Source organism: Streptomyces sp. NPDC058877 (assembly GCF_042742855.1).
Lineage (GTDB): Bacteria > Actinomycetota > Actinomycetes > Streptomycetales > Streptomycetaceae > Streptomyces.
The window spans coordinates 1-21624 of sequence record NZ_JBHYMF010000116.1; the positions used below are offsets into that span (position 1 = coordinate 1).

The following is a 21624-nucleotide window of genomic DNA, read 5'->3' on the forward strand; positions in this document are numbered from 1 at the left end:
GGTCGGCGGGGCGTTGCCCGGCCAGCCCGGCCCTCAGGCCGCCGACGAGGTCGTTCTGGCCCTCGGACCAGGCGTGGTCGTCGCCGCAGGTGTGAGGTCTCTCGCCCAGTCGTTCAGTCGACCGATCACTGATGAGGCGGGCACCCTGGCTGGTTGCCGCGGAAAACCGACCCGGGCGGGTCAGTTTGCGATACGAGCCGCCTGCTCGCGGAGTTCTTGGGCTTCCGGGACTCCGTCGTATCGGCGCAGGCGGACCCGCATGTCTTGCAAGGCGGCCTGGACCTTCACGGAGCGGATGCCGTCGGCGCAGTCGAGGAAGTCGCGCCAGGTGGCCAGGGTTCCGTCGACGTCACCTTGGCGGAGGCGGACGCCGCCGAGGTCGGCGAGGACGATGGCGCGGGTGCGGCGGCGGTCGAGGCCGTGGATGTCGAGGGCGAGGTGGAAGTGTTCCTCGGCGGCGTCGAGGTCGCCGAGGCGGGAGAGGATCATGCCGGATTCGTGGGCCCAGCGGCCGGGGGAGTAGTGGGCGGCCCAGGAGTCTCCGGGCGCGGCGGCCGGCTTGCCGATGGCGGTCTCGGACATGGCGAGGTGCTTGGTGGCCGTGCGGCGGTCGTCGTCCTGGGCGGCGGCGTTGGCGAGGGTGGCCTCGTAGTAGGCGACGGCGCGCGGGTTGTCGAGGTGGCGGCCGTAGTCCACGCAGGCTTCGCCGAGCTGGACGGCTTCGGCGCGGTAGCCGAGGTCGACGCACTGCACGGCGAGGCCGCGGAGAGCCGTCGCCGACAGCTCCGGGTCGCCGGCTTCGGCGGCCAGGCGGAAGGAGTGGGCGTAGTAGCGCTGGGCGAGTCCGCGCAGTTCGAGGGTGTCGCCCTCGTCCTGGGCCATCCAGCCGGCGAGGTGGACGAGCTGGGAGGTGGCGGCGAACAGGTCGCGGCCCGTGGCTTCGGTGAAGCGGCCCTCCAGCCAGGGGGCGACGTCCTGGGTGAGGTAGCGGACAGCCAGGTGACGGGCGTGCCCTCCGCCGAGTTCGGAGGCGGAGTCACCGAGGGCCTTGACCATGTGGCGTACGGCGGCCACCTCGCCCTGGCCGACGCGGACGGCTCCGGGAAGGGCGGTCTTGGTCCGGCGGGTGATGCTGTCCATGTCGGGCAGGCCGAGTGCGGACAGCGCGTATCCGCTGGAGGCGAGGATGAACTCCCGACGTTCCACGTCGCTCCTTCCCAGATGCAGGACTGATGCCACGGTATCCGTGTGGAGGGCCGCAGGCATGGGCTCTGGGAGGTTGATCGCCTCCGGGTCCAATGCCAGCACCTGCGCGATGTAGGGCCACCAGTGGCCGGGCGTCCGCTCGCCCTCCATCCACCGCCGGGCATGCTGACGCTGCAGACGGCGCGGGTCACCGCATTCGGCGAGTCCGAGTGCCCGCGCCAACTCCGAAGGGCCCCAGCCTCGTTCCTGGCAGGCCCGCTTGATCATTTCCGCGACGGCCGGGTTCCTCGGCACCCCGTCATCCTCCCCACCTGGATTACGCGGGATTACGCAGGACTACATCCTGGGCCCTGTCCGGGGAGTGCGGCCCGTCGTTCACTGAACATCACCCCGCAGATCTCCGAATGGCTCGAACAGGCCCCGTTCAGGGCCTGTTGGCGCCTGCCCGGATACGTGAGAGGACCCGATGGTGGAGATGTCCACGGACAGCGCACGGACCCGCACGATCCCGCCCCCGGCGAAGGCCCGGTGCCGCTCGGCACCCTGCCGTACGCGAGGCGGCTCGGTGAGCCGTTCCCCGTTATCCGACCCGCTGGAGACGGCCCTGAGCTGGATCTGGGCCCTCGGCACGGCCGCCGGGCTCGCGACGGCCGGCCTTCTGGCCCACACCGAGCACTCCTCCGCGCAGGTCCCGTCGGCGCAGCCGACGCTCAGCGCCGAGGACGTTCCGTCGGCCGACGGTCCCGTGTAGGCCCTCCGGCCTCGGTCTGTCCTCCCCGGCCGGGGCCGGAGCCCACCCCGTTCGCCGCAGGCCATCCACGGTGCTTTACCGACGTATCCCCTTTCCGCATCACCCGTGAAGGAAAGCCGATGTCCAGTCCGTACAGCAGCGACACGTATCCCCTCCCCGTGTCGGTCGCGTTCAGCGGCCCCGACAACACCGGGAAGACCAAGCAGATCGGAATCCTCGCCCGGCGCATGGGCCCGGCCGCGACCTCCGCGGGCCCGCTCGACCACTACGACCCGCGCTGGGCCGCCATCAAGGCCGGCGGCATGGCCCGCTGGTGGTTCGAGACCGGCCCGATGGAGGAGGTCGCCGACGTCCTCGCCACCTCCTACCTCGAACGCTCCCGACACCCCTTCTCCGCACCCGTGCGCCTGCTGGACCGGGGCATCCCGATGCTGGAGGCGTCCGTCGCCGCCACGGCCGCCGTACGGGAGGACCTGGACGCCGAGCAGGCCGCGGACCGGGCCCGAATCCTGCTGGCTCCGTACACGACCGACCTGCGGGCCGCCGAGGAGGACGAGCACGCCCTTGTCCTCCTGCACTGCGACGACCCGGAGGAAGGCACCCGCCGGAGCCTGGCCCACGAGGCGACCGTCACCGACACCTATGCGGCGTACCAGCGCCACCTCCACGAGCAGATCAATCGGCTCGTCGACGACGGACGCTTCCCGATGGCGATCCGCATCGGCGACCGGCCCACCGTCGCCGTCCAGGACGAGGTACGTCGGCTCCTGGCACCCCTGCACCCGGACGTGCCCGGCCGGGCCCTGGCCGGAGTCCACGTCACCGCACTGGGCGGCATGTCGGAGAGCGGCAAGAGCACGGCCGGCGAGTACCTGCGCACCCAGCACGGCCACGCCCGCCTCAAGATCGGGTACCTCATCGAGGACGCGGCTGGCCGGGCCGGGATCCACGACCCGTACAAGCTGGGACCGGTCGTGCAGGCCGAGCTGATCGTGGACGCGCTGGACCGCTTCTGCCAGGCCCACCACTTTCTCGACTCCGTCAGCATCGAGTCGCTGCACGACGTCGACTCGACCGTCGAACTCGCCCGGATGCTCGGACCCCAGCTCACCATCGCCTACCTGGACGCCTCCGAGGCCACCCGCACCCGGCGGGGCACCGCCGGCGCCCAGGACGTCGCCGACCGCGACCTCCTCAAGAGCGCACGGGGTGCGGACAAGATCGCGCCCCTCGCCCACGAGGTCATCGCCAATGACGGGCCGCGCCTGGAGCTGGAGCGGCGGCTGGACTGCATCGCGCTCGGCCGCCGCTGGCCGGAGCACCAGCCCTCCACCATGCCGGTCAACGCGCTCGGGCTCCCCGTGCATCTGGAGTCGTACCTGGCCGAGTTCCTCGACCGCACCACCGGCCTGCGCCCGCTGATCGACCTGCTGGTCGTCACCGGCAGCGGCGCCCGTGGCAAGTACCAGCACGGCTGGAGCGACCTCGACGTCCTCGTCATCGCCGACGCCTCCTCCCTAAGCGAGATGCGCCAAATTCTCGCGGACCTGGAAGCAGAACTCGGCGGGGTCAAGCTGGGCATGACCGTGCTGACCCGGGCCGAGTGCCGGGCCGGCGCCGTCACCTCCCGGCTCCTCCACGTCCTCGCGCTCATCGGCAGCGGGGCGCTGGTCCCCCTGTGGTCCACCCCAGGACTGGCCCTGCCCGCTCCGGACGCGGCCACCGACGTCGCCGTGAGCCTGCGCGACGGCATCCAGGCCGCTATCGAGATCCGCCGCCAGCTCCTCAAGGGAACCCCCGACCTCCGCGCCCTCTACAAGGTCACCGCGCTGCTCGCGAAGATCCAGCTCCGCTTCAGCGGGATCGAGTGCCCCTCCGACGGCGACGCTCTCATCGTCCTCCTCGACGCCAAGCAGCAGGACACGGGCCTGGTCGCCACCGCCCGTACCGACCGGCCCGACGCCGAAGCGCTCGCCCGCCTCGTCCTCCAGGCGTGGCTGGACACCCTACCCGGGGAGACACGGTGAGCACTCGACGGTTCTCGACGACGGCGGGCGTCTTCCACAAGCCGGTGGCGTCCCGCGAGCAGGCCGAAGCCGAGGCGAAGGGATGGGCATGGCTCGCCTCACGCATCGCGGTCCCGTCCCTCCACGGGCAGATCGCGTTACCGGACAGGCAGCTCCTCGCCTACGAGGACGTCTTCGCCACCGGCCGGTGCGAGCTGCTCCTGGGAGACGTGATCGCCCTCGTTGACCGTGACCCGACCGTGCAGTCCCGCCTGGACCGCCTCGTGGACGGCGTCTGTGCCGATCTGCGGGCGGCGGCCGAGGAGACCGGGAAGAGCGTGCCGCTGGCAGAATGCGTCCCGGACCTCTACCTCGACCGCATCCGCCCCGGGGGTCGACTGGACCGCTGGTACCTGCGCCGCGACCTGCCGGTCGCCTTGCCCCACACAGATACGACCCTCACCCTGCGGGAACTCGCCGGTTTCACCCTCACCGCCAACGGCAGGCCGCTGACGCTGGATGTCGCCGGCACCATCGACAACCTCCGTGATGCCCTGGCCCCCGACCGCTGCCTGCGCGCCGGCTTGACGCAGGGCGATCCCACGGAACCCAACATCGCCGACCCGTTGTGCTGGCTCGACTTCGAGTTCGCCGGCCGCAACACCGTCGCGGGCGAGGACGCCAACCTGCTCTGGTACCTGATGGCGCTGGGCGGCTGGCTCGTCCCCCGCTACCAGCCCGACGTGTACGCCCGCACCCTCCGCCTCGCCCTGCCACCCCTGACCCGCCCGCGCATCGAGCACCTGGAACTGCACCGGAGCAGTCGGCACATCGACGTCCAGTACTCCTGGAACACCGGCCCCGGCCGCGCCGCGGCCCTCACCCGCGCCCTGGACGGTCTCCGCGGCGAGCACGGCGGTGGCCTTGAGGAGATCCGGGCCTTCCTCGCCCTGCGCATTCTCGGCGTCATCCCGCCTTCCCGCCTGACCGGACACGACCTCCTGCTCGTCCTGATCAAGCTCGCCGAGAGCCAGGACCCGCACACGACGGCCCACACCTTCTTCACCACCACGCAGGCCACCCACTCCCACCCCGGTGAACGGAGCAGCAATGTCCCTACACCTGCTTGAGACCCCTCTCCAGGCCCGGCCGCTCCAGGGCCGCAACGCCCTCGTCACCGGCGGCGCCACCGGCATCGGCGCCGAGATCGGGCGGGCGCTCGCCACCGCCGGAGCGACCGTCGCGGTCAACCACCTCGGCCAGGACCCGGACGCCCACGCCCTCCTCGCCGCCTTCGAACGCGCGGGCAGCCCCGGGATCGCGGTCAACGCCGATCTGACCGACCCGGGCTCCGTCCGGACCATGGCCGACCTCGTCCGCACCGAGATCGGCCCCGTCGACATCCTGGTGAACAACGCCGGCTCCTACCCCCGCGTCGCCTGGCAGGACACCGACGAGACAGCCTGGAACTACTCCCTCGACGTGAACCTCACCGCCCACTACCGCACCTGCCACGCGCTCACCCCCAGCATGATCGAACGCCGCTGGGGCCGGATCGTGAACATCGGCAGCGTCAACGCCCGCGCCGGCCGGACGAACCTCGTCGCCTACAGCACCGCGAAGGCCGGACTGCTGGGCCTGACCCGCTCCCTCGCCCGCGAACTGGGCCCGCATGGGATCTGCGTCAACACGGTCCTGCCCGGAGCCATCCAGGTCGAGGCCGAGAACGCCCTCCCCGTCCAGCACCGCGCGCGGCCGGAGGACCAGATCAAGCGCCAGTGCGTCCCGCGCCGTGGCCGGCCCGAGGACGTCGCCGCCCTCGTGGCATTTCTCGTGGGCCCTTCCGCCTCGTTCATCACGGGGCAGTCCGTCCACGTCGACGGCGGCTGGCTGCTCCACTGAGACCGTCAACAAGCAAGGAGACGAACCGAAATGATCGAACGAGTCCGCGCCGTCCTCGTCACCCTGGACGACACGATGCTGGTCATCCGCCGCACCAGGCCCGCCATCCCCGAGTACTGGGTCCTGCCCGGCGGCGGCGTCGAACCCGGCGACGAGTCCAGGGAGGCCGCCCTCCACCGGGAGATCCACGAGGAGATCGCGGGAAAGGCCGACATCATCCGCCTCCTCCACACCATGGAGTCCGGCGACGAGCGCCAGCTCTTCTACCTCGCCCGCATCACGACCTGGTCCTTCGACGACCGCACCGGACCCGAGTTCAGCGCCGAAGGCCGCGGCGAATACGCACTGGAGGAGATTCCGCTGACCATGGAGGGGCTCGACGGCATCGACCTCAAGCCCGAGGAGATCGCCCACGTCCTGCGAGGAGCCATCAGCGCCGGAACTCTCGGAGTCGAGGCATCACTCTGAGCTTTCGAGTACGCCAACGCGCCATCAGGGCCGACTCTGAGATGAGCCGGCCTTGATGGCATTCCCTGTACTGCTGGCTCTGCACCGTGCTTCCCGGCGACGGCCGCCCGTTCACAGAATGAACGGGCGGCCGTTCCGAAAATGAACATGGCCGCCGTTCCGAAAATGAACAGGTTGCGGCCTGTTCCCACTCGGAACAGGTTGGCCGATCAACGACGGCGCATGTGTGACGGCTGCTGCACGGCGGCTGGCGCGGCGGCCGACGGGTGCGTCGGGTTGGAGGTGGGGCGGCGTGTGGTGCTGCGGGCCATGGCTGCTGCCTGGGCGCGGGGGCCGGGTGTGTGGCGTTGGCCGAGGCGGTGGATGCGCCAGGTCAGGGCGCGGGCGGGGTTGCGGGCGTCGTCGAGGGTGCGTTGGCCGAGGGCCTGGTCGAGGAGGTTGGTCGGGTTGTGGCCGGCTGCTTCGGCGTCGGCGAGGACGGTGGCGAGGGCGTCCCAGGCGGGGTCTTGGAGGATGCGGTCAGCGTGGTCGGGGGCGGCCTGCTGGAGATGGCGGGCGTAGCGGTGCTTGGTCTGGATGCCCGGGGTACGGCGCGCGAGGTCGTTCAGGACCGGGACGGCGACCTGGGCGTATGCGGTCTGAAGGTGGACGAGGGCCTGCTGAGCTGCTGCTTCCTGCTGTGCGTGCTGGTGGATGCGGTGCCAGTGCTTCGCGAAGGCCACGGCGATGAGGGCGGCGTCCAGCAACATTGCCAACCCGGCGCCGTCGCGTGTCGCGGCGGGGTTCCGCAGGATCGTCTGGACACTGCGGCGCAGGACGCGGGCGCTGTCGAGGTCGGCGGTGATGCGGGAGCGGGTGGCGCGCTCGAAGAGGGCGGCGGCGCGTTCGAGTTCGGTCCTCGCGGCGGCGGGTGCGGTGAGGGGTAGTAGGTCAAGGGCTGCGCCGAGGGCGACGAGTTGGCCTTGGGCGATGTGGTCGCTGCTGTGGGTGAGGTGGTGGGGGATGCGTTCGGTGGCGGCGGTGGCCTGGTGCCAGGGGTCGGCCGGCCGGGCGGTGGCCGGTTCGGGTGTGGTGTTGGTGAGGTGGTGGCGGATCTTGGGCAGGGAGAGGTCGCCGGCGAGGGTGGAGCCGGAGAACCAGACCGGTTCGCCGTTTTTGTTGAGGTCGCCGGGCAGGGCGACGCTGTAGCCGAGTACGTCGCCGGACGGTCCGGTCTTGGGGCGCACATTCACGCCGGTCGCGTCCAGCAGGGCGAAGAACTCGGTCTCGGTGGAGGCGGCTGCCACGGCGCGGCGGACGCGCGTGCGCAGGATTTCGCGGGTGGTGGTGTCCTGGCCCTGGCGCTTGGCCTTGAAGTGTTCCTTGCTGGTGGGGCGTTTGGCGGCGGTGCCGTCGCCGGGGTTGAGGCGTCGGAGTCCGAGGTCGGCTTCGATCTTGCGGGCTTCGCGTTGGACGGCGCGGATGTCGTGGTCGCGGCGGGGGCGGCGGCCGTCCTGGCGTACGAGGGTGGCGGCGATGTGGATGTGGTCGTCGGCGTGGCGTACCGCGACCCAGCGGCAGGCTTCCTCGTCGCCTTCGGGGGCGATGCCGGCGGCGGCCACGATCCGGCGGGCGATGTCCGCCCACTGGGCGTCGGTCAGGATCGGGTCCTCCGGGGCGGCACGGACCGGGCAGTGCCACACCGTGGTCGTCGGGGCCTTGTCGCCGAGCATCTTCACGGGCTGGTCGAGCTGCGCGGTGAGCTGGTCCTCGACGTCCCTGGAGTTGCGGTGGGGGCTGCGGCCGGGGTCGGGGGCGAAGCCGTTCCAGGACGCCACCAGGTGCGGGTCGGTGTGCTCGTTGGCGGTGCCCGGACCGTAGAGGTAGCCGATGAGGCGACGGGTGGCGCGGGCGCCCTTGCCGAGGATGATCTTCGGTATCACGTGGTCACCGACCCGAGATCACCTGGGCGACGACCAGGTCCACATCGGCGATCGACGCCTCGACCCGGTCCAGCAGCCTTTGCACGAGGTCCAGCGCGGGCCACGCGCCGTCCTTGTTGAGGTGCCGGGCGAGCTGGTTGAGGTTGCCGCCGATCTTGCCGAGCTGCCCGTTGGTGGCCATCAGTGCCTTGACCATGGCCCGGTAGTCGGCGACCGCGGCGGCGGGGTCGTCGGAGCGGGCGGCGGCGAGCGAGGTCTCGGCGACGTAGCCACCGACCGACATACGGCTGAGGCGGGCGGCTGCCGCGAGGAGGGCGAACTCGTCATCGCTGTAGCGCGGGTGGACGCGCTTCTCACGCAGCGTGGGTTCGCGAAGACGGCGGCGCGGCGCGGACGGCTGTGTGGCTTCTCCCCGAGTCGGCTCCCCCGAGCCGGCCGACACCGGTGCCCCCTCGGCGCCGGACGCCTCCGCCTCCCCCGGGGCGGAGGCCGGGTAAGGACTCCTTACCCGACAACTTGCTGCGCGGTCGAGGCCGGTGGTCGTCTCCTGCTGGGTGGTGGGGAGTTCGTGGTTCGGGTCGTGCATGGGTCGGTTCTCCGCGGGTGCTTGGCTGTGTGCGGTCCCGTGTCCCCGTGCTCGGTTGCACGGGGACACGGGATGCGTCGGAGGGCGGGTCAGGGCGCTGTGAGGGTCAGTCGGTGCCGGCGGGGGAGGCGGCTTCGTTCAGTCCGCCGAGTGGTCCGGCCTCGAAGCCGTCGTCCGTGGCGTGCTGGGCCTGGCCGGTCCGCTCGGCCTGCAGTCGGTCGCGCAGGGTGCGGGCCCGGGGCAGGCCGATCCGTAGTTCGCGGCGCAGACCCTCGGCGGTCAGCTGGTCGTCGGTCCAGTCGGCGGTCAGGAGTCGGGCTTTGTCGAGGAGGTTGGCGTCGGTGCGGCTGCGGTCGGCGGTCGACTTGGCGGCGTCGGGGACCCGACCGGTCGCTCGGCGCGGTGTGGCTCCGGTCGACTGCGCCACCGTGGCCGACCGAGGCGGTCGGGTGTCGGGAGCCGCTTCGGTTCCTTCGGTCGGCCCCGTGGCAGGTGCCTCGGGGACCTCCACGGGGGCGGACTCGGTCAGCTGCTCCGAGGCCGATTCGGGCCGGTCAGGCGTCGACCGTAGGGCCTGGTCGCCTACCGACCGGGCAGAGGCCGCTTCGGGGGAGTCGGCCGACTCGGGGTGGTGGTGCAGCACCTTGGCCACGAGGTCGGATCCGAAGTAGATCGACCCGACCGGGAGTGAGGTCGCCAGCAGGACGAGGGCCCAGTTCGCGTAGCCCAAGTCGGTCAGTCGGCCCCACTGGATCGAGTCGGTGTGCAGGGCCGGTACGAGGCCGTGCACGTAGTTCAGCAGGAGGCTCGCGATCGTGTAGGTCGCCAGGACCCGCAGCGCGAACGTCCGATCGGCACCGGTCAGCACGAGCGTGGCGATCAGCGCGAGGGCCATCAGGCCGTCGACGACGATCGGGTAGAGGAAGGCGGCGGTGGAGTCGGCGCCGATGGCGCGGGCCACGTCGGACAGTGCGTTCCACGAGACCCGGAAGGCCATGAGGACGACGGCCACCAGGCCGATGACGAGGGCGATGCGTCCCGCGCGGCTCATGCGCCGGCTCCCGGCGGGTGCGGGTGTTCGGCGAGTGTCGCCGGCATCGGCGCGTCGCTTGTGGTCGTCGTTCGTGGTGCCGGAGGCGAACCGCGCGATACCGGCGCGGACGCTGCGCATGGCTGCCGGGAGGCTTGGAGCAGGGAAGTGCAAGGTGGAGGGCTCCAGGGATGGGTGTGGCCACCGTGGGCGGCCGTGATCGGTGGGGACTCGTCCCACCCGTCCCGCCGCTGGTCAGGGCAGGTACGGGTGGGGCGGTGATGTCGAGTCGACTCGTTGCGGGTCGGTGACTCGTCCCCGCGCTGACCTGCGCGGGGACGGGTGGGACGAGTCGGGGAGGGTCAGGCGCCGGGCTCGGCGGGGAGGGTGGGGGCTGCCTCGGGCGGGCAGTAGCGGGTCCAGGCGTCGGTGAACTGGGCGCGGGTGAAGCCCTTGGCCTGGGTGCCGCCGGGGAAGCGGCGGTTGGCCGACTTGATGCCGTAGTCCTGGAGCAGGATCTGCAGGCCGCGCGGGGTGAGCCCGTGAGGGCTGTGCTCGGCCCAGGGTGCCTCGGGGTCGGCGTTGAGGATCTCCAGGAGGCGCCCGGTGCGGAGTGCCGGCTGGTCGCCCTCGGAGGCGAAGGCGCGGCGGATGTCGGCGAGGATGCGGATCTTCAGTCCGCCGTCCTCGTCGCGCCCGGCCTCGTAGTCGGTCATGGCCGTGCACGCGGTGCGGGCCAGGACGGGCCAGTGTCCGCCCGCGAGGTCGGCGACGCTGATCAGCGGCGCCCAGGTGTCGGCGGCGCGGTCCTCGACCGGCATCTTCGGCTCCAGGGCGAGGGCCTTCTCGCGTACGGAGGCGAGCCAGGCCGCCAGCCGCGTGCGGAGCTCGCGTACGGCCAGGTCGTCGCGGCCGTAGCGCCAGAAGCTGACCTTCTCGGTCGCGGCTCGGCGGCGCATGCGGATGACGACCGACCGGTCCATGATCGTGTCGGGGAGGTCTCCGATGCCGGCGAGGGCGGCCATGGCGAAGGTGTCGAACTTGACCACCTCGTGGTTGGGGCCGGTGACGCGCAGGGTGGGCCGGTTGCGCTGGTGGCCGGCGTTGAGCAGGCCGCGCATCTCCTCGTTCTTCTCCGCGACCTTCGCGCTGCCGAAGATCGTGTCGACCTCGTCCACGAGGAGCGTGGGCGGGTCGCCCTCGCCGATCGACCGGAAGATCGCGGCGGCGGAGGCGTTGACCGTGATCAGCGGCTCGTGAACCGCCTCGATCAGGACTTCGAGCAGGCGCGATTTCCCGCAGCGCTTGGCAGGTCCGACCACCGCCAGGCGCGGCGCGTGCTGCCACACCGTCTGCAGGTGGGTCGCCGCCGCCCACAGCGTGGTCGCCGTCAGCGCCTCCTCGCTCGGCATGACGACGTAGCGCCGGATCGTCTCCCGGAGCAGGTCCAGGACCTCTACGCCCTCCAGGTCCGTGGCGGGCGGTGGTGCGGTCGGCTGGCCGGGGATGGCGGGCGGCGGCCACTCGACGGGAAGCGATGGCGTGTTCGGGGTGGCTTCGTCCATACTGGACATCGAGCTCCTCAATCTGCGGGCCATACGGGACGGCAATCCCGGCCGTGCAGCTAGTCGTTCAGGGATGGGCGGCGTGAGGTTTGCGCTTTGAGCCCCTTGGTGTCGCAAGCACCGAGGGGCTTTTTGCATGTCGGACCGCAGGGATCCGGTACCTCTACCAGTATGCGCTATGCATAGCTGCTTTGCAAGCGGCAGAACGTGGTGTACTGTTTAGGTTGCTGCGAATTGCAGGAACATGCTGCGTCAGGAAGGAGGGGGCAATGTCCGACGACGATCACGAGGACGCGCCCGAGGGCGTCCTGCTCAAGGGCGAGGACAACGCCGCCCAGCGGATCAAGGCCGAGCGCGAGCGACGGGGCTGGAGCACCACCGCGCTCTCCGACCGCCTCAACGAGGCCGGCTACGAGATGAACCCGTCGGGGGTGTGGCGGATCGAGAACGGCAAGCGCCGCATCAACCTCGACGAGGCCATCGGCTTCGCCGAGGTCTTCGGGGTGTCGCTGTCCAACCTCGTCGGCCCGCCGGCGCTGGCCGCCGCCGGCCGCGCCATGGAGCTGATCGACACGGTCGTGGCCGCCAGCGCGGCCGCTCAGAGAGCCCAGCACGCGTACCGCCGGGTCAACGCCGAACTCATCGCCTACCTCGACGAGCACCCGGACATCCGCGAGGAGGCCAACGCGGTGGTCAGCAACGCCATCGCCGAGAGCATGATGAAGATCAACCAGGAGGAGTTCGGTCTGCCGCCCCAGCCGTAGCCCGCTCCTCCGGCCGCCCTGGACCGCAAACCCCAGGCCCGGCCAGCCACGCGCCCATCTCATCCCTGAACGACACGGCCCGGCTGGGGTTGCCGCCCCATCAGTCGAGGCCAGGAGAGGACCCTGCTTGCGCCAGACGGCGATACCCCATGCCTCCGCACAGTCCCGCACGGTGAAGGAGGTGAACAACAACGACCGCCTGCTCACGGTCGACGAGGCCGCCGAACGCCTCGGCACCGGCGTCCGCTTCATCCGCCGACTCATCCAGGAACGCCGGATCCGCTACGTCAAGCTCGGCAAGCACGTCCGCATCGCCGACAGCGTGCTGACCGCGTACATCGAGGAGCGGACGGTCGAGCCCGTCCGCACCCGCCGTGGTGGCTTCGGGCTGGTGGCCTGAGATGACGCGATCTCGCAGGAAGGCCCCCCGCCGCAGCTTCGGCGCGATCCGCAAGCTGCCCTCAGGCCGCTACCAAGCCCGCTATCCCGGAGCGGACGGCATACTGCGCGCCGCGCCGCAGACGTACGAGAGCAAGCGCGAAGCCGAGCTGTTCCTCGCCCAGATCCAGGCCGACCAGGCCCGCGGCGACTGGGTCGACCCGGCCGCTGGCGAGGTGCTCTTCGCCGAGTACGCCACGCGCTGGATCGACGAGCGCGGCGTCGCCGCCACCACCGACGAGCTGTACCGGCGGCTGCTCCGCCTCCACCTGGAGCCGACCTTCGGCGACCAATGCGTCAACGCCATCAGCCCGGCCAAGGTCAGGACCTGGCGCGCGGAGCGGCGGAAGGCGACCGGTGCCACCACGACCGCCAAGTCCTACCGGCTACTGAAGGCCATCATGCAGACGGCCGTCGAGGACGAGCTGATCCGGCGCAACCCCTGTTCCATCCGCGGTGCGGGGCGCGAGGATGCGGACGAACGGCCCGTGGCCACCGTCGAGCAGGTCTTCGCGCTCGCCGAGGCCATCGGGATCCGCTGGCGGCTGATGGTTCTGCTGGGGGCCTTCGCCTCGATGCGGCCGGAGGAGCTGGCCGAGCTGCGCCGAGCGGACATCGACCTCGACGCTGGCTCGGTCCGGGTACGGCGTGCGGCCCCAGAGCTGAACACTGGACGCCGGGTCATCGGGGACCCCAAGTCCCGTGCCGGTAAACGGGAGATCATGCTGCCCGGCTTCATCCTCCTCGACGTCCGCCGGCACCTGGAGTGGTTCGCCAAGGACGGGCCCGACGGGCTCGTCTTCGTCGGGGAGAGGGGAGCGGCCCTGCGGGGCACCACCTTCGGCCGGAAGTGGCGCAAGGCCCGCGACGCGGTCGGCATGCCGAAGGAGTTCCGCTTCTACGACCTGCGCCACACGGGGAACACCCTCGCCGCCGACACCGGCGCCAAGCTGAAGGACCTGATGGTCCGCGCGGGTCAGTCGTCCGAGCGTGCGCAGCTGATCTACCAGCACTCCACCAAGGAGCACCAGCGCAAGCTCGCCGGTGACATCGACGCCACCGTTCGCAGCCAGCTCGCGTCGGCGGATCGTGGGGCGGGCACCAGCGCGACCGCCACCGTCCGCAGGATCGTTCCCCCGCTCGCGGCTCCTTCTGGAGCGGCCCGGCGGAGGTGAAGCACAGGGGTGCGGTCCCGGAACCAAGCCGGGGCCGCACCCCTTGGTATGTGGCGCAGGTCACTTGAAGTGCGTCTCGGGATTCGAGACGGCTCGGTGTCCGGTGGCCGCGAGTGACGATTCGGCGCCCAATCTGACGCCCCGTTACGGCACTTATGGCACGCGAATGGCACGCGGGCCCGGATAGGTCTAGACAACAAACAAGCCCCAGGTCGCTGACCTGGGGCTTTGTCGTGGAGCGGATGACGGGAATCGAACCCGCGCTATAAGCTTGGGAAGCTCATGTTCTACCATTAAACTACATCCGCGCAGCGGCCGGATTACCCCTGCCGCATCGTTGCACACTGTACCCCATGCGCCACTTGAGGCGAAGTTCATGCCGTCGGCGGTGCGGAGTGCCGTCTGGAGGGTGTCCCCTTCATCCCCTAATGTGGCTCCTCGTCCACCACACGTGTAGGGGAAGGGACTTGATGGCTTCGATGGAGCGCACCGTCGTCCGTTGTGCCGAAGGGCATGTGTTCAGTACCGCCTCGTTCCCGCTTCAGCAGCTCGGTGCCGGGCGGATCGGGCCCGGGCGGCTCATTCGGTGTCCGCGGTGCGCGCGGTTGCGTCATGCGGTGCCGGTGGAGGCCGGGCGGCACTGAGCGCTGAGATGCCGGGCGCGGGCGCCTGCCGATTGGGGCAGGTCCGCGCCCTCTGCGTATCGTGGGGTCGTGCTTCTCTCAGACAAGGACATCCGGGCCGAGATCGATGCCGGGCGGGTGCGCATCGACCCGTACGACGAATCCATGGTGCAGCCGTCGAGCATCGACGTGCGTCTCGACCGCTTCTTCCGGGTGTTCGAGAACCACCGCTACCCGCACATCGACCCCGCCGTCGAGCAGCTCGACCTGACGCGCGAGGTCGAGCCGGAGGGCGACGAGGCGTTCATCCTGCACCCGGGCGAGTTCGTGCTCGCTTCGACCTACGAGGTCATCACCCTCCCGGACGACATCGCCTCGCGGCTGGAGGGGAAGAGTTCCCTGGGGCGGCTCGGGCTCGTCACCCATTCGACCGCCGGGTTCATCGACCCCGGTTTCTCCGGGCACGTGACCCTGGAGCTGTCGAACCTGGCCACCCTGCCGATCAAGCTCTGGCCGGGGATGAAGATCGGCCAGCTGTGCATGTTCCGGCTGAGTTCGCCCGCGGAGTTCCCGTACGGGAGCGAGCGGTACGGCTCCCGGTACCAGGGACAGCGGGGACCGACGGCCTCCCGCTCCTACATGAACTTCCATCGGACTCAGGTGTGAGGCGGTCGCAGGCATGAGTGAAGTACGCGAGAACCTGACGTACGAGGGCTTCGGCAACGCCGTCCGCGAGCTGGCCCAGACCATCGCGGACGACGGCTACGAGCCCGACATCGTGCTCTCCATCGCCCGCGGTGGCGTCTTCGTCGCCGGTGGTCTGGCCTACGCCCTGGACTGCAAGAACATCCACCTCGTCAACGTGGAGTTCTACACCGGCGTCGGCACGACCCTTGAGATGCCCGTCATGCTGGCGCCCGTGCCGAACGCGATCGACTTCTCCGACAAGAAGGTCCTGATCGCCGATGACGTCGCCGACACCGGCAAGACCCTCAAGCTCGTCCACGACTTCTGCGTCGACCACGTGGCCGAGGTCCGTTCCGCGGTCATCTACGAGAAGTCGCACTCCCTCGTGAAGTGCGAGTACGTGTGGAAGAAGACCGACGAGTGGATCAACTTCCCCTGGTCGGTCCTGCCGCCCGTCGTGAAGCGCGAGGGCCAGGTCCTCGACGCCTGAGCAGCCGGCGGCCCGGTGAGCCGGGGGTCGGGGACGGGACCCCGGTTCCCCCGCTCCCCGCGGCTCCTCCGCTCAGGTGACCAGGTTGGCCAGCGCCCGGTAGGTGTGCGTGCCCGGGACCCCGTCCAGCGGGCCCGTGTAGCCGCCCGTCTGGGCCAGGCGCTGGAGGGCGACGAGCGTCGCCGCGCCGGGGGCGTCGTCGAGCAGGCCGGAGTAGCCCCAACCGCGTAGGCAGGCCTGGATCCCGCCCCAGCCGTAGGAGCCGAGCAGCCCGTCGGCCGGGCCGGCGTAGCCGCCCAGCCGGGCCATCCGCTGCATCGCCGCATGGGTGTGGGCGCCCGGGACGCCGTCGATCGGTCCGGTGTAGCCGCCGCGCCGGGCGAGTGTCTGCAGCACCTCCTGGTCGTCCGTGGTCAGGACGTAGGCGGTGCCCCGGGCCCCGGGGTGCCCACGTCGGCCATCCGCGAACCGACGTTGTCCAGCGTCCAGCCGAGGTACACCAGGCCGGAGAGCGCGTCGTACCGGGCCACGGACTGGGTGCCGATGCGGTGGCCGCCGGGGGCGAAGTCCTCCCCGCCGGAGAGGTGCGTGGTGGCCATCAGACAGCGGCTGCCGCCGCCGTCGAGGTCCAGGGCCACGTGGCCGGGCGTGCGCCGCACCGCGTTGGCCCACCAGTGGAAGGCGCCACGGGGAGCGGCCGAGTGGTCCGGATGCCCCTCCCCGGACGCCTCCCACGCGTCGTACGCCGTGCCCCGCGAACCGCTCAGGTCACAGGCCCGGAACATCAGGGACTGGCACATGTCGGACCAGTCGCGGCCGTTGTCGAAGCCGGCGTCACCGCCGTCGGTGACGTGCAGCCGGGCCCACTGCTCGGCCCCGGCGACCGTTCTCGTCAACTCGTGCCCCTTTGCTCGGTGATCGGTGCCGGATGTCAGGGAGCGGAGAGGACGCCGAGGTGCGCCGAGGCGAGGATCGCCTCCGACCCCACCAGCTGCGCCCGTAGGACCGGCCGCGTTCCCACCGCAGCGGTCGGCACCGCGCCGTGGCGCAGCCAGGGATCCAGGACGAGGGTTCCGTCCGTGCCCGTGTCCAGGTCCAGGTAGCCGTGCGGAACGGCCGACTTGAGGCCCTGTGACACTCCGAGCCAGATGCTGGGACGGGCCGTCCGGAAGGCGCTGAGGGAGAACCGCACCCGGCGCCCGGGCAACGGCCGGCCGTGGTGCGAGACGAGCGTGAACACCACTCCCGCGGCCGTGGCCCCGGACCGGGCCCGTGCTCCGGTGGCCCGCCACGCATAGCCCGGGGCCCCGAAGGATCCCCGTACCCCGGGGGCGGGCGCCGGCGCGCCGACCGCCTGGGCCGCGCCGCCCGCGCCCAGGGCCAGGCCCGCCAGCAGCGCACCGGTCATCCGCAGGACGGACCGCCGGGACGTCCCCCGTTCCTCGCCGTCGACTTGCTCGGGCACGTGACCTCCTGGAATTCCCTGTGCTGCCGGTCGCACCGCGGACCGGTCAAGACCACCCCACGGCCGGCGCCGGCCCGGCCCGGTGTGATGAGCGGGCTCGCGAGCTGCCGAGGGACCCCCGTCAGTCGATTCAGCACAGGGAGAAGCATTGTCCGAGAACGAGGCACGGCACCGTTGTGGCGGCGACCCGGGCGAGCCGCACGTCCCCTCGGGGATGAGCCGCCGCACCCTGCTGCGCGGAGCGGTGGTCGGCGGGGGCGCGCTGGCCGCCGGCGGGCTCGTCCTGCCCACGAGCGCGTACGCCGTCCCCGCGATCTACAACCCGTTCGCCGCGTACGCCATCACCGGGCCGTGGGACCCGCCGAACCACAACGGAGTCGACTTCGGCATGGCCGTGGGGACTTCGCTGCCCGCCTGTGCCGCCGGAACGATCGAGAACATCCCGTACAACGGCACCGGTGGGCACACCGTCACCATCCACCACGCCGACGGATACCGCAGCCAGTACATGCACCTGTCCCGGTTCCTCCTGGCCAACGGCACCTATGTGGCCGCCGGGAAGGTCGTCGGGCTCTCCGGCGGGGCCGCCGGGGCCGACGGCGCGGGCAACTCGACCGGCCCGCACCTGCACTGGCACGTCATCAACCCCAACGGCGTCCGGGTCAACCCGCTCTCCTTCGGCTCCACGCCTCCTCCCGTCCAGGGGGAGGGGCTGACCCTGCAGAAGATCGCCGGTGCCGGCGGCTACACCGGTCCCCTGGACGGGGTGCCGGGCACCCACACCTGGCTCGGCGTGCAGCAGGTGATGAAGGGCTACGGGTACACCGGTCCGATCGACGGGGCGCCGGGCGGCAACACCTACGCCGCGCTCCAGCGGTTGGCGCAGAAGGGCGGTTACGGGGGCCCGATCGACGGCGTCATGGGCACCAACTCCTGGAAGGGCGTCCAGACCGTCCTGCGCCGGTTCGGCTACACGGGGCCGATCGACGGGGCGCCGGGCAGCAACACCTGGGCGGCCCTCCAGCGCCTCGCCAAGCTCGGCGGTTACACCGGTCCGGCTGACGGGGTGCTGGGTTCCCTGTCGTGGAAGGGCGTGCAGAAGGTGCTCACCGGCTACGGGTACACCGGTCCGATCGACGGGGCGCCGGGCACCAACACCTACGCCGCGCTCCAGCGGATGGCCCGGCTCGGCGGCTACACGGGTCCGATCGACGGCGTCCCCGGCACCCACACCTGGGCCGCGCTCGCCAAGCTCGTCTGACGGACCGGACCGTCTTCGTCCGCGATCCGCCCTCCCCGCCGGTCCCGCTCAACTATCTTCATCGTGAAGCGTCGCAGGGCTGCCGCAGCCCGACGAATCCGCGCGCCTTCCGGCGGCCCCGACCGCCCGGAGTCGAGGAGGACGATGAGGATCCGCAACGGGCTGCGGCGGGTCGCGGAGCTGCCCACGACCAGGGCCGGCGTCGAGCGGGCCTTCTCCTACTTCACCGTGGGGGTCCGTCTCGGGACCGTCGCCCAGATGGTCCCCGCGGTGCGGCTCGGTGCGGGGCGGGCGCCCGACGAGACCGCCTACCTCGCGTGCTGGGGCGCCGCCGCCCTGGCCGCGGTCGCGGTGAGCGCGGCGACGTTCGTGCGCCGCCGGCCCCTGGGCACCGTCGCGTCCGTGCTCGACTTCGGGCTCGCCTGCGCGCTGCTGGTCCTCGGTCCGCTGGTGCTCGCGCCCTGGGACCGGTTCGGGACCTGGACCGCCTTCCAGCCGGGATACGCACTGTCCGTCATCATCACGGCCGGCGGGGTGCGGGGCTTCGGCGTCTGGGCGGGCAGCCTGCTCGCCGTCTCCGTCTGCTACGTGCTCTACCTCGGTGGCGACGTCGAGGGCGACATGGTGCCGACCGCGGTCGGCAACGTCCTGACCTACGTGGTGTACGCGCTGGTGGCCCGCATGTTCTTCGGGTACACCCGCCGCATCGCCCGGGACGCCGACGCCTCGCGCGCCCGTGCCGCCGAACTCGCCCGGCGCGAGGAGGAACGGCGGGCCCAGGTGATGATCCACAACGGCGTCGCCGTCATGCGGCTGTTGACCGAGCAGGGGGACGCCGTCTCGCGCGCCCGGCTCGTCGACCAGGCGGAGGTGGAGCTGCGGCGGATGCGCTCCTATCTGCGCGGAGGGGGCCGGGACGGGGCGGGCCCGGACGCTCCGGGCGGGGCGGCCGGCCCGGACGGGGTGCCGGGGGGCGGCCCGCGTGCGGAGGGGGACGGCCAGCGGGTCGCGCTGGTCCCGATGGTCCGACGGGTGTGCGAGCGCTTCGCCGACCTGAACGTCGTCGCGTCGATCGAACTGGGCACCGGCCTGAGCGTCACCGCCGCGCAGGCCGAGGCCCTGGAGCGTGCGCTGGGGAGCCTGTTGCTGAACGTCCGCGTGCACGCCCGCGCCCAGCAGGTGGTGGTGCACCTCGACGAGGAGGAGGGCGGGGGCTGGACGTTGACCGTGCACGACGACGGGGTCGGCTTCGACCCGTCGTCGGTGACGGCCGGGGTCGGGCTGCGCGAGGTGGTCGTGGGCGAGCTGCGCCGACGGGGCCTCGACGTGGGGATCGCGTCCGCGGTGGGCGAGGGGACGACCGCGACCATCAGTGCGTGCCCGGGGCCGGAGGACCGTCCGGTGCGGCTGACGGTACGGGCGGCCTTCGCGGAGGCGCCGTGAGGCCCACGGTGGCGGTCGTCGACGACGCGTCGTTGATCCGTGAGTCGGTCGGCCCGTTGATGCCCGGCCTCGACGTCGTCGCCGCGGTCGCGACGGTGGAGGAGTTGGTGCGCCGCGGCCCCGTGGTGGACGTCGTCCTGCTCGACCTCCACCTGGCCAACCTCGAACGGCAGCCCGACGTCCGCCAGGGCGTCGCCGCCGTTCGCACCCTGACCCGACGCGGCTACCGCGTCTGCGTCTACAGCCAGGAGGAGCGCCGGTTCGTGCTGGCGGCGTGCCTCGCGGCCGGTGCGAGCGGCATCGTCTCCAAGGCCCTGCCCCGGGACCGGGCCGAGCGGCTCTTCCTCGACGTCGCCGGCGGCGGCACCGTCGTTCCGACGGCGGTCGTCGGCATCCTCGAAGTGCTCGTCCGACGCGACTGCATCACGCTGTTGAGCGAGCGTCAGCGCCAGGTCCTGCACGGACGGGCCCGCGGACTGAGCTATGCCCAGCTCGCGCGGGAGCTGTTCGTGAGCGAGTCGACGCTGCGCGGTTACTGGTTCGACCTGACCAGGTCGCTGTCGGAGTCGTTGCGGAGCCTGACGCCGGGTGAGATCGAGCGGGCCCTGGGGCTCGCGCCGGGTGACCTGCTGGAGTTCTGGGCCGACGGGACGACGGACCGCAAGGACTGGTGGCGGATCGGCGGTGGCCGTTGAGCACCGGGCAGGGACCACCGAAGCGAGGAGCCCCCCACCGCGTGCGGTGGGGGGCTCCTCCGGGTCCGTGCGGACGCCGTTACAGCGTGCCCAGTTTGATCAGGCTCAGCAGCGCCACCAGCTGGATCGCCGATGCGCCCAGCGCCTTCGGCCAGGGCAGGTCGTGCGAGCGGCTCACCATCACGGTGAAGAGCGCGCCCGCCGCCAGCCAGGTCGCCCAGCCGATGATCTGGACGAGACCGTTCTCGCCGCCCAGGAAGAGCGCGAAGAGCAGACGCGGCGCATCAGTGATCGACATGATCAGCATCGAGAGGCCGATGGTCGGCTGCCAGGAACCGTCACCGCCCAACTGGCGGGCGAGGGTGTGGGTGACCGCGCCGAGGATCAGACCGCCGACCACGAAGCCGAGCGCGGTCATCAGGACGTACGGGACCGCTGTCGACAGGGTCGCGTTGATCGCTTCCTCGCGCGCCTGGTCGAAGCCGAAGATCGCCAGGAGCCCGTAGAGGAAGGTGACGGACAGCGCCGGGCCCCAGACCGCGTAGTCCCGCATCTGCAGGAACGTGTCCGCCGGCCGCAGCACGATGCCGCTCAGCAGCTGCTTCCAGGGCAGTCGGGGCCCCGTCGGGCCGGGGGCGCCGGACGGTCCGCCCTGGCCGTACGGGTCGTCCACGCTGAACATCTGGGTGTGGCCCGGGTTGTTCGCCGTCGCCGCGTGCTGCCGGGGCTGCTGGCCGTACGGTTCGCCGAAGTACTCCGGTTCGCCGTGGGACTGCTGCGGTTGCCCCTGCTGCCCGTACGGCTGCGTCTGTTGCTGCTGCGGCGTCTGTTGCTGCCACTGCTGCTGCGGGTAGGGCGGCGGGGCCGCGTTGTACCCGTACGGCGCCTGCTGCGGTTGTTGTTGCGGGGGGCGGTTGTCCCGGCCGCGTCCGTTCCTGAATCCAGCCACGTCATCGAACGTACCTGCTTCGGCTGTGGACTCGCTCCTTTGCGGCTGACCTGTGACATCCCCTAGGGGGCGTCGGGGGCGTGACGGGGGCGCGGGGGGAGTGCGGGCGGGCCGTTTGCGGGGCGCGGGGATCCCGATCGGGCGGAGCGGTTCCCACCGGCCCCGGCCCCGTCCCGCTGCGGACGTGCGCGAGGGGGC

21 protein-coding genes and 1 tRNA gene are annotated in these 21624 nt (G+C 71.5%); 12 read left to right on the forward strand and 10 right to left on the reverse strand.

The window, feature by feature from the left end:
- Positions 1–180 precede the first annotated feature (180 nt).
- Entirely contained in the window at positions 181–1500 is a 1320-nt protein-coding gene (locus ACFW2Y_RS24030) for a tetratricopeptide repeat protein (RefSeq protein ID WP_384882839.1), read from the reverse strand.
- Positions 1501–2076: 576 nt separating this feature from the next.
- Between ACFW2Y_RS24030 and ACFW2Y_RS24035 the strand changes: the two genes are divergently transcribed.
- From ACFW2Y_RS24035 to ACFW2Y_RS24050, 4 genes are read left to right on the forward strand one after another with little or no spacing between them, the layout of a single operon-like run.
- Positions 2077–3984, forward strand: coding sequence for a nucleotidyltransferase domain-containing protein (locus ACFW2Y_RS24035; protein ID WP_384882841.1), 1908 nt, complete (start codon positions 2077–2079; stop codon positions 3982–3984).
- Entirely contained in the window at positions 3981–5093 is a 1113-nt protein-coding gene (locus ACFW2Y_RS24040) for a hypothetical protein (RefSeq protein ID WP_384882844.1), read from the forward strand. The genes ACFW2Y_RS24035 and ACFW2Y_RS24040 overlap by 4 nt, the downstream gene beginning before the upstream one ends.
- Positions 5074–5865, forward strand: coding sequence for an SDR family NAD(P)-dependent oxidoreductase (locus tag ACFW2Y_RS24045; protein ID WP_384882847.1), 792 nt, complete (start codon positions 5074–5076; stop codon positions 5863–5865). Before ACFW2Y_RS24040 ends, ACFW2Y_RS24045 begins: the two co-directional genes overlap by 20 nt.
- Before the next feature lie 30 nt (positions 5866–5895).
- Positions 5896–6333, forward strand: coding sequence for an NUDIX domain-containing protein (locus ACFW2Y_RS24050; RefSeq protein ID WP_384882850.1), 438 nt, complete (start codon positions 5896–5898; stop codon positions 6331–6333).
- Positions 6334–6542: 209 nt separating this feature from the next.
- Here ACFW2Y_RS24050 and ACFW2Y_RS24055 read toward each other — a convergent pair whose 3' ends face one another.
- From ACFW2Y_RS24055 to ACFW2Y_RS24070, 4 genes are all read right to left on the reverse strand, one after another.
- Positions 6543–8255, reverse strand: coding sequence for a mobilization protein (locus tag ACFW2Y_RS24055; RefSeq protein WP_384882852.1), 1713 nt, complete (start codon positions 8253–8255; stop codon positions 6543–6545).
- 4 nt (positions 8256–8259) lie between these two features.
- On the reverse strand, positions 8260–8841 hold the full coding sequence (locus ACFW2Y_RS24060; RefSeq protein WP_384882855.1) for a plasmid mobilization protein: 582 nt from the start codon (positions 8839–8841) through the stop codon (positions 8260–8262).
- A 106-nt stretch (positions 8842–8947) separates the two neighbouring features.
- Complete coding sequence (locus ACFW2Y_RS24065) at positions 8948–9892, reverse strand: DUF2637 domain-containing protein (protein WP_384882858.1); 945 nt, start codon at positions 9890–9892, stop codon at positions 8948–8950.
- 341 nt (positions 9893–10233) lie between these two features.
- Entirely contained in the window at positions 10234–11436 is a 1203-nt protein-coding gene (locus tag ACFW2Y_RS24070) for a DUF3631 domain-containing protein (RefSeq protein WP_384882887.1), read from the reverse strand.
- Positions 11437–11705: 269 nt separating this feature from the next.
- Here ACFW2Y_RS24070 and ACFW2Y_RS24075 point away from each other — a divergent pair, with 269 nt between their 5' ends.
- The 3 genes from ACFW2Y_RS24075 (at position 11706) to ACFW2Y_RS24085 (ending at position 13813) form a co-directional block, all read left to right on the forward strand.
- Entirely contained in the window at positions 11706–12200 is a 495-nt protein-coding gene (locus ACFW2Y_RS24075) for a helix-turn-helix domain-containing protein (protein ID WP_384882861.1), read from the forward strand.
- A gap of 181 nt (positions 12201–12381) precedes the next feature.
- The gene (locus tag ACFW2Y_RS24080) at positions 12382–12600 is read left to right on the forward strand and encodes an excisionase family DNA-binding protein (protein WP_384882889.1); all 219 of its coding nucleotides are present in this window, start codon (positions 12382–12384) and stop codon (positions 12598–12600) included.
- A 1-nt stretch (position 12601) separates the two neighbouring features.
- Positions 12602–13813, forward strand: a complete 1212-nt coding sequence (locus ACFW2Y_RS24085) for a tyrosine-type recombinase/integrase (RefSeq protein ID WP_384882864.1) — start codon at positions 12602–12604, stop codon at positions 13811–13813.
- 234 nt (positions 13814–14047) lie between these two features.
- On the opposite strand, the gene ACFW2Y_RS24090 is transcribed toward ACFW2Y_RS24085, so the two are convergent.
- Positions 14048–14121 (reverse strand) — tRNA-Gly (locus ACFW2Y_RS24090).
- 405 nt (positions 14122–14526) lie between these two features.
- Between ACFW2Y_RS24090 and dcd the strand changes: the two genes are divergently transcribed.
- Both dcd and ACFW2Y_RS24100 read left to right on the forward strand, forming a co-directional pair.
- Entirely contained in the window at positions 14527–15102 is a 576-nt protein-coding gene (dcd, locus tag ACFW2Y_RS24095) for a dCTP deaminase (RefSeq protein ID WP_030690788.1), read from the forward strand.
- A gap of 13 nt (positions 15103–15115) precedes the next feature.
- Complete coding sequence (locus tag ACFW2Y_RS24100; protein ID WP_384882867.1) at positions 15116–15613, forward strand: phosphoribosyltransferase; 498 nt, start codon at positions 15116–15118, stop codon at positions 15611–15613.
- Between the two features lie 72 nt (positions 15614–15685).
- Here ACFW2Y_RS24100 and ACFW2Y_RS24105 read toward each other — a convergent pair whose 3' ends face one another.
- Genes ACFW2Y_RS24105 through ACFW2Y_RS24115 form a run of 3 tightly spaced genes read right to left on the reverse strand, consistent with a single transcriptional unit; the run spans position 15686 to position 17078 of the window.
- Positions 15686–16009: a hypothetical protein gene (locus tag ACFW2Y_RS24105; RefSeq protein WP_384882869.1), complete on the reverse strand. Its 324-nt coding sequence runs from the start codon at positions 16007–16009 to the stop codon at positions 15686–15688.
- Positions 16010–16026: 17 nt separating this feature from the next.
- Positions 16027–16509, reverse strand: a complete 483-nt coding sequence (locus ACFW2Y_RS24110) for a hypothetical protein (RefSeq protein WP_384882872.1) — start codon at positions 16507–16509, stop codon at positions 16027–16029.
- Between the two features lie 35 nt (positions 16510–16544).
- The gene (locus tag ACFW2Y_RS24115) at positions 16545–17078 is read right to left on the reverse strand and encodes a hypothetical protein (RefSeq protein ID WP_384882874.1); all 534 of its coding nucleotides are present in this window, start codon (positions 17076–17078) and stop codon (positions 16545–16547) included.
- A 148-nt stretch (positions 17079–17226) separates the two neighbouring features.
- Here ACFW2Y_RS24115 and ACFW2Y_RS24120 point away from each other — a divergent pair, with 148 nt between their 5' ends.
- The 3 genes from ACFW2Y_RS24120 (at position 17227) to ACFW2Y_RS24130 (ending at position 20477) form a co-directional block, all read left to right on the forward strand.
- A complete protein-coding gene (locus ACFW2Y_RS24120; protein WP_384882877.1) occupies positions 17227–18339 on the forward strand; it encodes a peptidoglycan DD-metalloendopeptidase family protein in 1113 nt (370 codons plus the stop codon).
- A 144-nt stretch (positions 18340–18483) separates the two neighbouring features.
- Positions 18484–19782: an ATP-binding protein gene (locus tag ACFW2Y_RS24125; protein WP_384882880.1), complete on the forward strand. Its 1299-nt coding sequence runs from the start codon at positions 18484–18486 to the stop codon at positions 19780–19782.
- Positions 19779–20477, forward strand: coding sequence for a LuxR C-terminal-related transcriptional regulator (locus ACFW2Y_RS24130; protein WP_384882882.1), 699 nt, complete (start codon positions 19779–19781; stop codon positions 20475–20477). Before ACFW2Y_RS24125 ends, ACFW2Y_RS24130 begins: the two co-directional genes overlap by 4 nt.
- Before the next feature lie 79 nt (positions 20478–20556).
- Here ACFW2Y_RS24130 and ACFW2Y_RS24135 read toward each other — a convergent pair whose 3' ends face one another.
- Positions 20557–21426 (reverse strand): Yip1 family protein, encoded by an 870-nt coding sequence (locus tag ACFW2Y_RS24135; protein ID WP_384882884.1) that lies wholly within the window; start codon positions 21424–21426, stop codon positions 20557–20559.
- Positions 21427–21624 lie beyond the last annotated feature (198 nt).

Coding starts and splice junctions, on each gene's coding strand:
- ACFW2Y_RS24065 (WP_384882858.1), bottom strand. CDS start 9,892: ATGAGCCGCGCGGGACGCATCGCCCTCGTCATCGGCCTGGTGGCCGTC.
- ACFW2Y_RS24085 (WP_384882864.1), top strand. CDS start 12,602: ATGACGCGATCTCGCAGGAAGGCCCCCCGCCGCAGCTTCGGCGCGATC.
- ACFW2Y_RS24125 (WP_384882880.1), top strand. CDS start 18,484: ATGAGGATCCGCAACGGGCTGCGGCGGGTCGCGGAGCTGCCCACGACC.
- ACFW2Y_RS24050 (WP_384882850.1), top strand. CDS start 5,896: ATGATCGAACGAGTCCGCGCCGTCCTCGTCACCCTGGACGACACGATG.
- ACFW2Y_RS24100 (WP_384882867.1), top strand. CDS start 15,116: ATGAGTGAAGTACGCGAGAACCTGACGTACGAGGGCTTCGGCAACGCC.
- ACFW2Y_RS24075 (WP_384882861.1), top strand. CDS start 11,706: ATGTCCGACGACGATCACGAGGACGCGCCCGAGGGCGTCCTGCTCAAG.
- ACFW2Y_RS24035 (WP_384882841.1), top strand. CDS start 2,077: ATGTCCAGTCCGTACAGCAGCGACACGTATCCCCTCCCCGTGTCGGTC.
- ACFW2Y_RS24060 (WP_384882855.1), bottom strand. CDS start 8,841: ATGCACGACCCGAACCACGAACTCCCCACCACCCAGCAGGAGACGACC.
- ACFW2Y_RS24045 (WP_384882847.1), top strand. CDS start 5,074: ATGTCCCTACACCTGCTTGAGACCCCTCTCCAGGCCCGGCCGCTCCAG.
- ACFW2Y_RS24070 (WP_384882887.1), bottom strand. CDS start 11,436: ATGGACGAAGCCACCCCGAACACGCCATCGCTTCCCGTCGAGTGGCCG.